Raw genomic sequence first — 13,977 nt, 5'->3', positions numbered from 1 at the left:
GATAGCCTGTCCTAATTAAGCTGACTGATGGCTTGACAGAGAGGTAGGCGTCGTGAGGACGCAGTTCCGGAAGTGGCGTACGACGGTCGCGATGGTTTCGGTGACCGCACTGGCACTGGGCACCGCAGCCTGTGGTTCGACCGATGACAGCGCGGGTGCCGCCGGTGCCACCAAACCGTTCGACACCCCGAGTGGGCAGGTGCAGATCCCGGTCGAACCCAAATCGATCGTCGCGCTCGACCAGTACACCTACTTCGGGCTTCTGGACGTCGGCGTGCACCCCAAAGCCACGGCCTCCGGGTACACGGACAGCTTCGCGGTCTTCCCGGCGTATGCCGACGAGTACACGAAGGCGCCCAAGGTCGGCGGCTCGATGGAGGTCGACATCGAACAGGTCGGCGCGCAGGGGCCCGATCTGATCCTCGGCAACAAGTTCCTTTCCTTGGAGAAGCACAAGATCGAGGACTACCAGAAGCTCGCGCCCACGGCGATCCTCGGCGGGGCGGCCGGTGAACCCGGTGTCGCGTGGCCGCAGTGGGTCATCCAGGCGGCCGACGCGGTGGGCAAGAAGCCCGAGGCCGAGGCGCTCAAGAAGCAGTACGAGGACCGTGCCGCGCAGATCCGCTCGACCTACGCGGACAAGCTGTCTAAGATCAAGTTCGCGCTGATCAACGGTGGTGGCGGCAAGTGGTACCTCAACCTGGACGAGTCCTGGGGCGGCACGATCCTCAAGGATCTCGGCGTGCAGTTCGCTCGCGCGGGGATCACGGACCCGCAGAACAACACCCCGGAGTTCTCGACCGAGAACCTGGACAAGCTCGACGAGGCCGACGTGATCCTGTACCAGGCCGACTACCAGGGCAAGGCGGGCGCGGACACGCAGCAGATCATCGATCTGCCCGCGTACAAGGGTTTGCGTGCGGTGAAGGCGGGCAAATCCCTGCCGACCGGCAACTTCTACGCCCTGCACTACAAGGCGGCCATGTCGTTCCAGGACGAGATCGAGAAGATCCTCAAGGAGTACTGACCGGTCTGTGGTTCTCGTGACGCGAAAGCCACTTTCGGGACGTCAGACGTCCCGAAAGTGGCTTTCGCGTCGTCCGTCTGATCACGCGTGTCGTCCGTCTGATCACGCGTGTTCGCCGTTTCGTTCAGTCGCCGAGACCCGAAATGGTCAACGGCGGCAGCGATAGAGGTCGCCAGGTCCTTCTTCGGCACCGTAGGAAGCGGGCGGCACCGCGGCGCACGAGGTCCGCACGAACTCGTACTGCCCCTTTTCCTCCGGCAGAAGCAGAACGAAGGCGACTTCGCCGTGCTCGATCCACTGCCGGAGCTGATCGGCCGACGGAGCCGGATCGCGGTTCGTGAAGCCCGCCATACCGACCACGCCGCGGTCGGTGGCCAGGATGAACGGCGCGGCGGTGTCCGCCGTTTCGGCTGCCAACGCGATCCGCGTGGCGCCCGATTCCCTTTCCACGTAACCGAGAAGCGCCTTCCCCGAGTCGTCGAGGACACCGGCGGATGCCCGGTAGTCACGCGCTCCCCAGCCGCCGAGCAGTCCGCGTAGATCGTCGCGGACCTCGGGCTCGAGATAGTCCGTCTGCAGCGACACCGGCCCGGCGGCGGGGAGCATCGGCAGACCCGCGGAGTAGCCGACGCTCGTCGCCGTGGACCACACCACGGGGGCGACCGTGATCGCGACCAGTCCCGCGGCGAAACCCTGCGGGGCGAGGCGGCGGGGTCCCAGCTTCCCGGCGACGAGCAGGGCCACGGACACCAGCGTCACGACGACCACCACGAGGCCTGCCCAGCCGTTCCATTCCGGCGCGCGGTTCACCAGGAGCCAGGCCCAGCCGCCGAGACAGGCGACGACCGTGGGAAGCACGGGCCACCAGCGGCCCTCCGCTCGATAATGCCGCCACAGCGCGGCGAGGGCGGCGGCCGAGAGCGCGGCGATGGCGGGCGCGAGTTCGGCCGTGTAGTACAGCAGCCAGATTCCGCGCATGAAGCTGAACACGACGGCGCAGGTCAGCAGCCAGCCGCCCCAGAGCGTCCAGCCGGCCACGATCCTTCGCGGCGGACGCCTGCCGAGCAACACCAAGAGGATCGAAGCGAGAACGGCCGCCAGCGCGAGCGGCAGCAACCAGCCCGCCTGCCCGCCCAGCGACGTCCCGAACAGCCTGCCGATACCGGGATCGCTCTGATAGAAGGACTTCCCGTGGTCTTCGGCGTAACTGGCGGCCGCCGCGAAGTCCTGGCCGACGATGCGGCCCAAGCCGTTGTAGCCGAACACGAGATCGCGGGCGGTGCCGTCCACACTGCTGCCGATGTACGGCTTCGGTGTCGGCCAGAGGTCCACCACCACGACCCACCAGAACGAGGTGATCGCGAGGACGCCGGTCGCCAGCGCCGTCGTCACGGCCTTGGCGCGCACCGTGGAAGCCGAACCCGCCAGGTAGGCCGCGGCCAGTGACGGCAGGACCAGCCACGCCTGCACCATTTTCGTGGTGAACGCGCAGCCGAGGAAGACCGCGGCGAGCAGCATCCACCGCCGTTCCCGCGCCGGTGAGTCGATCGCGCGCGTGACGGCATAGGCCGCGCTCACCAGGAGCAGGAACAGCAGCGGATCCGGCATGTTGTCGCGGACCACCGCGACCACGATCGGCGTGCAGGCGAAGAGCGCGGCGGCGAGCAGCGCGACCCGCTCGCCCTGCCATCGCCGGACGGTGAGGAACAGCACCCAGACCGTCGCGACTCCTTCCAGAACCTGCGGCAGGATCAGCGACCACCCGTGAAAGCCCAGTGCCCGCGCCGAAAGCACCTGGACCCACAAGCCCATCGGCGGTTTGTCGACCGTCACCACGCCCAGCGGGTCCACCGAACCGAAGAGGAAGCCGGTCCAGCTCCGTGACATCGAATCGACCGCGGCGCTGTAGTACGGATAGCCGTAGCCGAGTTTCCAGATCCCCCAGCCGTACCAAGCGGCTGTCACGACGAGGATCGCGGCCAGTGCGAAGCGGGGCCATCGGACACGGGCGACCGCGACGTCCTCGATGGGGGTGGAGAGCGAACTGGTCATGTGGTCGAGCCTTTACCTGGAGTTAGTTAGGTTAGGCATAGCTAATCATGCGAGACTGGCCCGGGGCGTTACTCCGTTGGTGGACAACCCGAGTTCGCCGGGATTCACCGCTTATGATCTTCGGCGTCCTGACGACGAACAGGATGGACTGGCAGGTGACGGGGGATGGTCCGGCGGTGACGGCCGTCATGCGGCGTGCGGGCGGCCTGGCGCTGGCGTTCGTGGTGCTTGCCGGTGCCGTCCTGCTGAGCCTGCTCGTGGGCTCTGAACCGGTGGGGGCCGGTCGGGTGCTGCAGGTGCTGTTCGACGACGACCGCAGCGACGTCGCGGTGATCGTGTACGACCTGCGGATGCCGCGGACGGTGCTGGGTGTCTGCGTCGGGACGGCGCTCGGCCTGGCCGGGGCGCTGATGCAGTCGCTGACGCGGAATCCGATCGCCGACCCGGGAGTGCTCGGGATCAACGCGGGCGCGGCGCTGGGGGTGCTGGTCGCGCTCGTCGGCTTCGGGATCGGCACGTTCCGCGGGTATGTCTGGTTCGCCATGCTGGGTGCGGCGCTGAGCACGATGCTGGTCTACGCCATCGCCGGCCGCGGTCCGGGGGCAGGCACGCCGGTCCGGCTGGCGTTGGCAGGCACCGCCGTGGGGGCCGTGCTCGCCGCTTGCGCCGAGGGAATCGTCTATCTGGACCCGAAGTCGTTCGACGAGTACCGGTTCTGGATCGTCGGGGACGTCGCCAAGCCGGGGATGGCGGTCGTGGTGCAACTGCTGCCCTTCCTGGCCGCCGGCGTGGTGCTGGCGCTGTCCCTCGGCGCCCGGCTGAACGCGCTGGGTCTTGGCGACGAACTCGGTGGTGCGCTCGGGGTGCGCGTGGCGCGCACGCGGGTGCTGGTCGGGCTGGCGGTGTTGCTGCTGTCCGGGATCGCCACCGCGGCGGCGGGGCCGATCGCGTTCGTCGGGCTCGCCGTTCCGCATCTTGCCCGCGGTGTGACCGGTCCGGACCAGCGCTGGCTGCTGCCGTACGCGGGGGTGCTCGGCGGCACCCTGGTCGTGCTCGCGGACGTGCTCGGCCGGGTCGTCCTTCCCTCGGGGGAGCTTCGGGTGTCGATCATGACCGCCGTCATCGGCGCCCCGTTCTTCGTGTTCCTGGTGCGACGGCGGAGGTCCGGATGACCAGGACGCGGGTGGTGCGGGTGGCCGGTCTGTCCGTACGGATCCGGCCGCGAGAGACCGCGATGGCCGGTGTGCTCGCCGTCGCACTGGCCTGCTTGACCGTCTACGCGCTGACCGTCGGCAAGTTCCCGATCCCGGTGTCTGAGGTGCTGGGCATGCTCGCGGGCCGTCCGGGGCCGCCTGGAGCGGAGTACGTGTTCTGGACCGTTCGCTTGCCGCGGGTACTGACGGGGCTGCTGGTAGGCGCCGCACTCGGGGTGAGCGGCGCGATCGTGCAGAGTCTCGCGCGCAACCCGCTGGCCAGCCCGGACGTCCTGGGAGTGTCCGGCGGCGCGGCGACCGGCGCGCTGCTGCAGATCGTGCTCCTCGGCGGGAGCGCGCTCGCGGTCGCGTTCACTTCCCTCGCCGGCGCGATGGTGGCCGCGGCGGTGGTGTACCTGATCTCGCATCGTGCCGGGGTTTCCGGCCTCCGGCTGGTGCTGGTGGGGATCGGGATCGCCGCGTTCCTCTCCGCGTCGAACCGGTATCTGCTCATCACGGCGGAACTGGACGACGCCTTCCGCGCCGGGGTGTGGCTGACCGGTTCGCTGCTCAACCGCACCTGGGATCACGTGACCATCGGGACCATCGCCGTCGTCGTGCTGGTGCCGGCGGCCATCCTGCTGTCCCGCCGGCTCGGTCTGCTGGAGCTGGGCGACGAGATGAGTATCGGGCTCGGCGTTCCGGTGGGTCCGACCCGGCTGGGCCTGTTCGCGATCGCCGTCGGGCTGGCGGGTGCGGCGACCGCGGCGGCGGGCCCGGTCGCGTTCGTGGCACTGGCCGCGCCGCATGTCGCCCGGCGCCTGCTGCACGCGTCCGGCCCGAGCCTGGTCGGCGCCGGGTTGGTCGGATCCGTCCTGCTGATCGGCGCGGATTTGGCGGGACAGGCCGCGTTCCCGGCGGGTGACCTCCCGGTCGGAGTGGCGACCGGTGTGTTCGGCGGCTGCTATCTGGCCGTGTTGATGGGCCGCTGGTGGCGCCGCGGATCGATGCGATGACGGCTCAGGCGAACTCGCCGACGACGCGGTCGAGGTCGTCGAGCACAGCGTTCGCCGCCGACGTCGAACCGCCGTCCCACCAGGAGATCCGGGAGACCTCGAAGACTTTGCCGGTCCGCACGGCGGGAAGCCGCCGCCACAGATCTCCTTGGGTGTACTTGGCCGACGTGCTCGAAACCTGGCCGCCTTCGCTCGCGCCACCGCCGCTGAAGTGGATGATCACGTCGGCGTCGGCGAGTCTGCCGACCTGCTCGGGCGAGAGCGATGTGTAGGTGTCGGTGGGTTTGGCGGGGGAGCTGGAGGACGAACGGGTGATCCCCGCGTCGCTGAGGATCCTCGACGGGAAGATCACCGAATCGGTGATGATGCGCATTTCCTCCGTGGTGAAGCGGAGCAGCACGATCTTCCGGCCGCCCAGCAGCCGCTGGTGCCGCTCGCGGAACCGGTTCGCTCGCGCACGATAGGCGTCCAGCTTTTGTTGCTGTGCCTGCCGGGCACCGAAGACGTCGGCGACGGTGAGGGACGCCTCGTGCCATTCGACCTTGTTCGCGGTGTTGGCGTAGGCCACCGTGGGGGCCAGCCCGGATACCGCCGGATACTTGTCCCGCAGGATCGAGGTGTGCCCGACGATCAGGTCGGGGCCGAAGCCCGCCAGGCGTTCGACGTCCACCTGCCCGAAGCCGAGATGCTCGAACGGTTGCTTCGGCGGCGGAAGGTAGGCCGGAATGGGCTGGTCGGTCTCCAGTGTCGCCGACGCCACCAGCGGGACACCGTGCTCGACCGCGACCTGCATGGCCTGCCCCGGATCGAGGGTGATCACTCGCCGCGGGCTGACCGGAACCTGCGTCTCGCCGTACGGATGGCGTACCGGCTTGGTGGCTCCATCGTGGTCACCGGCGGCCTGGCGGCCGGGTCCGCACGCGCCGAGGCCGAGGGCGGCCGCTCCGGCGAGGAATGTGCGACGGGCGACCGAGGCGGGCCTGTTGTCCATCGGTTCCTCTTTCCGCGAGCACGATGCGTGAGTGAACGACGACTCCGAGGCTACCGCGCACTGCCTCGGGAAACCGGCGATCCGGTCGACACGTTCGCCTTGCGCTCCAGGGCGGCGGTGAAGGCGAGGAGCGGCCGCCCGGTGGTGGGATGGGGCAGGCGCACGCATCCGACGCGGAAGATGTCGCGGACGAGTTCGGGGGTGAGAACGTCCGCCGGTGCTCCGTCGGCGACGACGCGTCCGGCGTCGAGGACGTACAACCGGTCGCAGTAGGCGGCGGCGAGGTTGAGGTCGTGGAGCACGCAGAGGGTTGTGCGGCGGAGCGCCCGGATCAGTTCGAGCAGGTCCAGCGCGGCGTGGATGTCGAGGTGGTTGGTCGGCTCGTCGAGGAGCAGCAGCGGGCTTTCCTGGGCGATCGCCCGGGCGACCAGGACACGCTGCTTTTCCCCACCGGACAGCGTGCCGATCGGGCGCTCCCGGTGGCCGAGGAGCCCGACGCGGGTTAAGGCCTCGGTGACCGCCGCGCGCACGGCCGTGCTCGTGCGGTCGAACGGGCCCTGCCACGGTGCCCTGCCCAGCGTGACGATGTCTTCGACGGTGTGGTCGAAGTCGGTGACCGGCTCCTGGTGGACCAGCGCGGCCCGGCGGGCGATCTGCCGTTGGCTGAGCGTGCCGACGAGGTCCCCATCGAGCGCGATTTCGCCGGCGACGGGGTCGACGGCACGGAAAACGGTGCGCAGCAAGGTGGTCTTGCCGCTGCCGTTGGGGCCGACGAGGCCGACGCGTTCGCCGTCGCGGACCACCAGGTCGCAGCCGATGGTGATCGGTGCTCCGCCGAGTTCGACGGTGACCCCGGTCAGTTCGAGCCGCGTCATCGTCCGGTCCTGGAACGGCGGAGCAGCCACAGGAACAGCGGGGCACCGAGCACGGAGGTGACGATCCCGACGGGCAGTTCCGCCGGCCGGACGATCACCCGGCACAGCAGATCGACGGCGACGAGGTAGATCGCGCCGGTGAGCACGGCGATCGGGAGTATGCGGCGGTGATCCGGGCCCACCACCAGGCGGACGAGGTGCGGGATGACCAAGCCGACGAACCCGACACCGCCGACGACAGCGACGAGGACACCGGTCACCAGCGAAGCCGAAACGAGCAGCACGAACCGCTGCCGGTGCACGGCGAAGCCGAGCGAAAGCGCGGTGTCGTCGCCGAGCACCATGGCGTTGAGGGCGCGAGCCCGGGTGAGGAGGTAGGCACAGCCGATCAGCACCACCACGGTGGGAACCGCGAGATTCGACCAGCCGGCTTCGCCGAGGGAGCCGAGAAGCCAGAACATCACCGAGCGGGTCTTGTCGGGATCGGCGGACTGGAAGATCACGAAGCTGGTCAGTCCGGTGAACAGGTACGACAGGGTGACGCCCGCGAGGATCAGGCGGCTCGGTGAGTAACGGCCGTCGCGACGGCCCAGCACGAGTACCGCGCCGGTGGCCCCGAGCGCACCGGCGAACGCCGCCGCCGACGTGGACAGGCCGGCGAGGGCGGCGGAGCCGATCGTGATGGTGACCGCGGCCAGCAACCCGGCTCCGGCCGAGACACCGAGCACGTAGGGGTCCGCCAGGGGGTTGCGCACGGTCGCCTGCAGTACGGCACCGACGAGCGAGAGGCCCGCTCCGACGACCACCGCGAGCAGGACCCGGGGCACCCGCAGGTTCCAGACGATCTGGTCGACAGCACCGGCAGGTGCCCTGTCATCGCCGATCAGGCGATGCCAGAGCACCTCACCCACCGTGGGCAGGTCGACGCCGACCGAGCCGAACGCGATCCCGAAGGTCGTCGTCACCGCCAGGACCGCGAGCAGAGCGGGCACCAGCACCCAGGAGACCCGGGAATGCCTTGCGAGGTTCACTTGGCCTCGAAAGCTTCGGGGTGCAGGAAGCGCGCGATCGTCTCGACCTGGTACACCGGGCGAACCCCTGTCCTGGCGGAGTCTTCCGGTGCCACGACGTGGATCCGGCCGTCCTTCACGGCGGCCGTGGTCGGGAAGTTCCGCCGCACGTACTCCAGCGGGTCGGCGGTCGGGGTCGACGGGAAGAACAGGATCGCCTCCGGATCGGCCGCGGTGATCTCTTCCCTGCTCATCAGGGTGAACGGTTTTCCGGGGTCGTCCCAAAGGTTCTTCCCGCCCGCTCGTGTGACGATGTCGACGTCCAGCCCGCTGGTGAAGGCCCACAGATCCGGGCCGATCAGCGTGAGGTAGGCGACCTTGACCGGTTTCCGGCCCGCTACCCGTCTCTGGACGTCGTCGAGCCTTCCTTGGAGGCGGCCGATGAGATCCCGGGCGCCGTCTGACGCGCCGAGCAGCGTGCCGAAGTTCTCGATCTCGGTGAAGGAGTCGGTGACCTTGGCCGCCACCGGGTTCTCGTCGCAGCCGCTGGCCACGACGTAGGAGGCGGTGCCTGCTTGCCGCAGCTGCTCGATCGTGGGGGTGCCCTCCTGGCCGCTCAGGGTCCGGCCCTGCTCGGCGAGTACGAGATCGGCTTGCCGGGCGAGCAGTGCTTCGCGGCCCGGCAGTGCGTCGCCGATGTCGGGCAGGTCGCCGAGCCGGGCGGCGAACCGCGGAGCGGGCCGCGCGTGTACTCCGACGACTCCGGTGATGCGATCACCGGCACCCATCTCGAACAGGGTGTCGACCGACCCGGCGCCCACGACCACCACGCTCCGCGCGGGCGCGTCCAACGCCACCGTGCGGCCGCACGACTGGACCTCGATCGAGCCTCCCGGCCCGGCGGAGGGCGAACTCGCGCCGCAGCCGGCCGTGGCGAGCACGGCGCACGACACCACCAGCAGAGCGACGGTGTCGCGATGTCGGCGGGAGTCCTTTGTGGACACTGTGGTTCCTCCTGAATCCGGCGTGTGTGCGGCGCTCACGGCGCTGTCGTCCCGATGCGCCAGTGCCGCGCCTGGTCGTACTGCTTGCTGATCCGCGCGAAGGACCCACCGGTGTGCAGGAGTTCCGCGGGCGTTCCGGTCTCCGTGACCCGGCCGGAATCCAGGGAGATCACCTGATCGGCGGAGGCCAGGGTGGCGGGACGGTGCGCGATGACCAGGACCGTGCGGTCCGGGTCGGCGCCGAGATTGGCGATGGCCTGCGTGATCGCGGCCTCGTTCTCCGGATCGAGCGCGGAACTGGCCTCGTCGACGAGCACGACGCGGGCCCGTTTGAGCATCGCGCGGGCGATCGCGACCCGTTGCCGCTCACCACCGGACAACTGGGTCCCGGCTTCGCCGACGCGGGTGTCCCAGCCGCCGGGCAGGCGTTCGATCATCTCGTCGAGCCGGGCCGCGCGGGCGGCGTCCCGCAGTTCGTCCCAGGTCGCTTCGGGGCGGGCGAGGCGCAGGTTCTGCTCGATCGTGTCGTCGAACAGGTAGACGTCCTGGAAGACGATCGCGATGTCGTCGAGCAGCACGGCCGGTTCGAGGTCGCGGACGTCGGCACCGCCGACGGACACGGCCCCCGACTCCACGTCGAAGAACCGGGCGATGAGCCGGGTCACGGTCGTCTTCCCGGAGCCCGACGGGCCGACCAGGGCGGTGGTGGAGCCCGGGGGACAGGAGAACGACACGTCCCGGAGCGCGGGGGCGACGCCACCGGGATAGGTGAAGGTGACATGGGAGAACTCGATGGAGGGCTCGCCGATTCCGCGCGACGGTCCGGTCGGCGACGGCAGCGCCGGCGTGGCGAGGAGCTCCTCGATACGGGAGATCTTGTTGGTCATCGCCCGGAGCGCGCCGACGAGGTCGATGAGGTTGCCCAGGGGCTGCAGGAACCGGGCGGCCAGCACCAGCAGGACGATCGCTTCGGCGACTCCGATGCTTTCGCCGAGCATGAGCCCGGCGACCAAGGCGAGCACCGCGACGAATCCGGCCGCCACCACCGCCGTGTAACCGAAGAACGGCCGCCGGGCGCGGTCCATGCCCTCCCGGTAGGTCCTGCGGTGCTCGTCCAGCGCGGCGTGCATCCGCGGGGTGCCTTCGGCATGCCCCGCCGCCCGCAGGACGGGCTGGGCCTGGCCGAGCTCGATCGCCCGGCCGGCGACCTCGGCGGACGCGCGCTCCAGTTCGATCTCGGCCTCGCTGGCGACGTGCGCTGCCCGCCGGAGGACGAACGAGGCGGCGAGCGCCGTCAGGCACAGCAGGCACGCCACCCGCCACTCGACGAGGAAGGCGATGATCACGATCGTGCCGGGCAGCACGGTCGAGGTGATGACCGGATTGCCGATCACCACCGCCAGATGGGCGGCGTCGCCGATGTCCGCGGTCACCGCTCTCGCGAGCCGCGCCTTGCGCTCCGCGGTGAACCAGCCCAGCGGGAGCGTGCTCACGTGCCGCATCGAGCGTCGGCGAAGTTGCGCCGCGAGCGCGCCGCCCGCGGCGTAGCCCACCGGGTCGGCGAGGATGCTGAGCGTTCCGTAGGTCACCGCGCCGATCGCACCCAGCACCAGCCACGGCGCGGCCGCGGCGACGTCGGGCTCGGGGCGCACGACGGCGTCCAGGATCGGGATGAGCAGACCCAGCAGCAGACCTTGCAGGACGGCCTGCGCCGCGGTCAGCGACCACAGCTTGGCCAGCAAGCGCGGATCGGGCCACAGGCGGTAAAGCCGGCGGATCATGCGGGCACCGCTTCCTGAGCGGCCCACATCCGGGCGTAGAGACCGCCATCGGCGAGCAGGTCGCGGTGGCGGCCCCGCTCGGCCAGTCGTCCGTTGTCGAGCACGAGGATCTGGTCGGCCTCGGCGATCGTGTGCAGCCGATGCGCGATGACGAGCACCGTCTTGCCCGCGGTCAACCCGGCGAGTGCTTCCTGGACCGCGGTCTCGCTGTCCGGGTCGAGCGCCGCGGTCGCCTCGTCCAGCACCACGATCGGGGCGCCGGACAGGATCGCCCGCGCGATCGTCAGCCGCTGGCGCTCACCGCCGGAGAGCCCGCCGCCGCCCGCGTCGAGCGGGGTGTCGTATCCGGCAGGCAGTGCCTCGATCACGTCGTGGATCTGCGCGGCGACGGCGGCCCGGCGGACTTCCTCGTCACCGGCTCCCGGCCGTCCGATCCGGATGTTCTCCGCCACGCTGTCACGCAGCAGCGCGACATCCTGGAACACCAGCGACATCGAGGCCAGCAGATCGGCCGACCGGATCGCGCGGATGTCGGTCCCGCCGATCCGGATGGCACCACTGGTCACCTCGTGAAAGCGCGGGAGCAGAGCTGCGAGGGTCGTCTTGCCCGCTCCCGAGGGGCCCACGATCGCGGTCACCGTCCCCGGCGGGCAGACGGCGCTGATCCGGTCCACCGCCAAGGTCGCCCCGTCGTAGGAAAACGACACGTCGTCGAACTCGACCCCGTGGCCGGCCGGTGTTTCCGGGGCTTGCGGCTCCGGGAGCGGGCGGCGGGCCAGCAGCCGTTCGATGTTGGCCGCCCCCATCCGGCCCTTGCGCACTCCTTGCGCGGCCGACACCGCGGGGAGGATCGAGGTCGGCAACCCGGCCGAGACGACCAGGAAGGCCACGAGGTCCGCCGCGGTGAGCGACCCGCCGGCGATGAAGGCCAGCCCGGCGGCGGTCACGACAGTCAGGACGGCCATCTCCGAGCCGAGCAACCGAGTGCCCGCCGAGCTGTAGCGCACCTCCGCGACCCAGGCCGCGAACGCTTCGGCGTACTCGTTCACCGCGTCGTCGTAGCGGCGAAGGACCTGGCCTCCGGTGCCGAACGCTTTGACCACCTGGATGCCGTCGGCGTACTCGACACTGGCCGCGCTGATCCGGCCTTCGGCGGCGATCAACCGGTTCACATGCGTCGTCATGGAGCGCATCGAGACGCGGTAGCTCAGTCCCATCAGGCCCAGCACGCCCGCCACGGCCAGTGCCATCGGGACGTCGACGAAGAACAGGTAACCGCCCGCGGCGACCATCACCGTGACCGCTCCCGTCAGCTGTCCCAGCGCGTGCGCGATGACCTCGTGCATTTCCTCGAGATCGCCCGTCATGGCCCGTTTGACCCGGCCCGAGCCCGCGGCACGGAACCAGCCCATCGGCAGCGCCCCGAGGTGACGCACGATCCGTACCCGCAGATCGTGCAGGATCGCCGCGTCCGCGTAGTGTCCCAGGCGCGAGGACTGGACCATGAGCACCAGCCACAGAGCCGCACCGCCGGCCCCGATCCCCACCCACGTCCAGACCGCGGCCGCCGCACCTTCCGGAGAGGTGAGCACGACCCGCGCGATCTCGGCCGCGGCGATGTAGGGCACGATCCCCGCGGCCGCGGACAGCGCCGACAGAACGCCGCACACGATCAGAGAGGACCGGATGGGGGCGAACAGGCGCCCCAGCGCCCCGGGCTTGGCGAGCCCGGCCGGTTCCTCGGTCTCCGGACGGATTTCCGGCTCGGCCGCGGAATCCGTCCGGGCGCCGGTGGTCGTACTCAAATCCCGACTCCTTACTTAGGTATGTCTAACCTCACTTCAATCTTGGATCTTCAAGGCGACTTGATGTCAAATGAGGCCATGAGCGATGCACTCGGCGTCTCGATCGGCAAGGCTGCCGCCCTCTACGACCTCGCCCCGTCGGCGGTGCGGTGGTGGGAGTCCCAAGGTGTGCTTCCCGAGCCCCCGCGCGTCAACGGGCGGCGGGTGTACTCCGAGACCGAACTGCGCCGCATCGGTCTCGCCTACCTGTGCTGTGTGACCGCGGCAATGCCGCTTGAGAAGGCGTCGGTCGTGATTTCCGGCAGCCGCAACCACGAATGGCAAAGCGTCGTGCGGAGCCACGCCGGGGTAGTCGAGGAGAAGATCCGCGAGCTGCAAGATGCCCACGCGTACCTGCGGCACCTCCTGGAATGCCCCGACGACGACATCGTGGACGAATGCCCGTGGCTCGACGGCGAACTGATGCGGCGCACGCCACGCCGTCGAGTCGCGACGACGAGTCTCACTACCGCGGCGCAGGCGCTCCCGGATCGTCGGCCTTCACCCCACGAAGGACGTGACGAAACACGTGTCGAAACCACCGCGTCGCTGGAACGCTGCGCCGTCTGCGAAGACCGACTCGTCCAGCCGACCGTGGGCCGGCGCCGCCGGTACTGCTCACGCGCCTGTCAGCAACGGCACCACCGGCGGAAGGCACACCTGCGATCCGCGCAGCCCACCTCGCGCCGGACACGGCCGAGCTGAGTTTCAGCACGCTTTCATCACTGGGTCGGCAGCCCTGTTGCGCTTCTTGTGGGCGGAAATCACGCCTGCTGCGGATGCCTGACTGCATTCCACCTTCGGCGGTTCAGCCACGAAAGCACGGCAGGGAGGCCCCGTGATCGTGGCATCGCAGCCGATCAAGTGCCGAACCCGAGAACAAGTCATACCACCAAAGCCGGTATGTGCCGGGAGGCCGACCACTGGGTCTCCCGGCGATGAGGTGAACGCCGCAAGTTCACTCGGGAAGGGGTGGGGTGTTGCGGAGTGCGGTAACGGTGCGAAGGATGGTCGGATGACAGGAAGAATCCTTCAATAAGGAGCGCGGCCTGGTTGTGCGACAGTTCGAAACTCTCGATGTCCGACGTACTTCCGATCGGGAACGCGACTTCGAGGCCCGGGCTCGATCCGGTGACGTCGAAGCGTTCGGCGTTCTTGTCGACTCTTATTGTCAGACTGCTTAC

The 13,977-nt window shown here is 69.6% G+C and carries 11 protein-coding genes; 4 read left to right on the top strand and 7 right to left on the bottom strand.

Translation table 11 applies throughout. From position 1 onward, the window contains the following. Positions 1–52 precede the first annotated feature (52 nt). Positions 53–1,027 (top strand): ABC transporter substrate-binding protein, encoded by a 975-nt coding sequence (locus AB0N89_RS03775; protein ID WP_364199854.1) that lies wholly within the window; start codon positions 53–55, stop codon positions 1,025–1,027. A 147-nt stretch (positions 1,028–1,174) separates the two neighbouring features. Here AB0N89_RS03775 and AB0N89_RS03770 read toward each other — a convergent pair whose 3' ends face one another. After that, positions 1,175–3,079, bottom strand: a complete 1,905-nt coding sequence (locus tag AB0N89_RS03770; protein WP_364199852.1) for a glycosyltransferase family 39 protein — start codon at positions 3,077–3,079, stop codon at positions 1,175–1,177. Positions 3,080–3,222: 143 nt separating this feature from the next. On the opposite strand from AB0N89_RS03770, the gene AB0N89_RS03765 reads away from it, so the two are divergent. Then, entirely contained in the window at positions 3,223–4,251 is a 1,029-nt protein-coding gene (locus AB0N89_RS03765; RefSeq protein ID WP_364199850.1) for an iron ABC transporter permease, read from the top strand. Continuing rightward, a complete protein-coding gene (locus AB0N89_RS03760; protein WP_364199848.1) occupies positions 4,248–5,288 on the top strand; it encodes an iron chelate uptake ABC transporter family permease subunit in 1,041 nt (346 codons plus the stop codon). Before AB0N89_RS03765 ends, AB0N89_RS03760 begins: the two co-directional genes overlap by 4 nt. Before the next feature lie 4 nt (positions 5,289–5,292). Here the strand turns inward: AB0N89_RS03760 and AB0N89_RS03755 are convergent, their stop codons facing one another. From AB0N89_RS03755 to AB0N89_RS03730, 6 genes are read right to left on the bottom strand one after another with little or no spacing between them, the layout of a single operon-like run. Continuing rightward, positions 5,293–6,279 carry an ABC transporter substrate-binding protein gene (locus AB0N89_RS03755; protein WP_364199846.1) on the bottom strand — a complete coding sequence of 329 codons (987 nt, stop codon included), beginning with the start codon at positions 6,277–6,279 and terminating at the stop codon, positions 5,293–5,295. 50 nt (positions 6,280–6,329) lie between these two features. Beyond that, a complete protein-coding gene (locus tag AB0N89_RS03750) occupies positions 6,330–7,154 on the bottom strand; it encodes an ABC transporter ATP-binding protein (RefSeq protein ID WP_364199844.1) in 825 nt (274 codons plus the stop codon). Further along, on the bottom strand, positions 7,151–8,185 hold the full coding sequence (locus AB0N89_RS03745) for an iron ABC transporter permease (RefSeq protein WP_364199842.1): 1,035 nt from the start codon (positions 8,183–8,185) through the stop codon (positions 7,151–7,153). The genes AB0N89_RS03750 and AB0N89_RS03745 overlap by 4 nt, the downstream gene beginning before the upstream one ends. Beyond that, positions 8,182–9,168 carry an ABC transporter substrate-binding protein gene (locus AB0N89_RS03740; RefSeq protein ID WP_364199840.1) on the bottom strand — a complete coding sequence of 329 codons (987 nt, stop codon included), beginning with the start codon at positions 9,166–9,168 and terminating at the stop codon, positions 8,182–8,184. Before AB0N89_RS03740 ends, AB0N89_RS03745 begins: the two co-directional genes overlap by 4 nt. A gap of 35 nt (positions 9,169–9,203) precedes the next feature. After that, positions 9,204–10,949: an ABC transporter ATP-binding protein gene (locus AB0N89_RS03735; protein WP_364199838.1), complete on the bottom strand. Its 1,746-nt coding sequence runs from the start codon at positions 10,947–10,949 to the stop codon at positions 9,204–9,206. After that, on the bottom strand, positions 10,946–12,754 hold the full coding sequence (locus tag AB0N89_RS03730) for an ABC transporter ATP-binding protein (protein ID WP_364199836.1): 1,809 nt from the start codon (positions 12,752–12,754) through the stop codon (positions 10,946–10,948). Before AB0N89_RS03730 ends, AB0N89_RS03735 begins: the two co-directional genes overlap by 4 nt. A 78-nt stretch (positions 12,755–12,832) precedes the next feature. On the opposite strand from AB0N89_RS03730, the gene AB0N89_RS03725 reads away from it, so the two are divergent. Beyond that, complete coding sequence (locus AB0N89_RS03725; protein ID WP_364199834.1) at positions 12,833–13,498, top strand: MerR family transcriptional regulator; 666 nt, start codon at positions 12,833–12,835, stop codon at positions 13,496–13,498. The last annotated feature ends 479 nt before the right edge of the window (positions 13,499–13,977 follow it).

Source organism: Amycolatopsis sp. NPDC089917, assembly GCF_040684635.1.
Lineage (GTDB): Bacteria > Actinomycetota > Actinomycetes > Mycobacteriales > Pseudonocardiaceae > Amycolatopsis.
The sequence above is the reverse complement of the archived record's forward strand: the minus strand, read 5'-3'. Positions and strand labels throughout refer to the sequence as shown.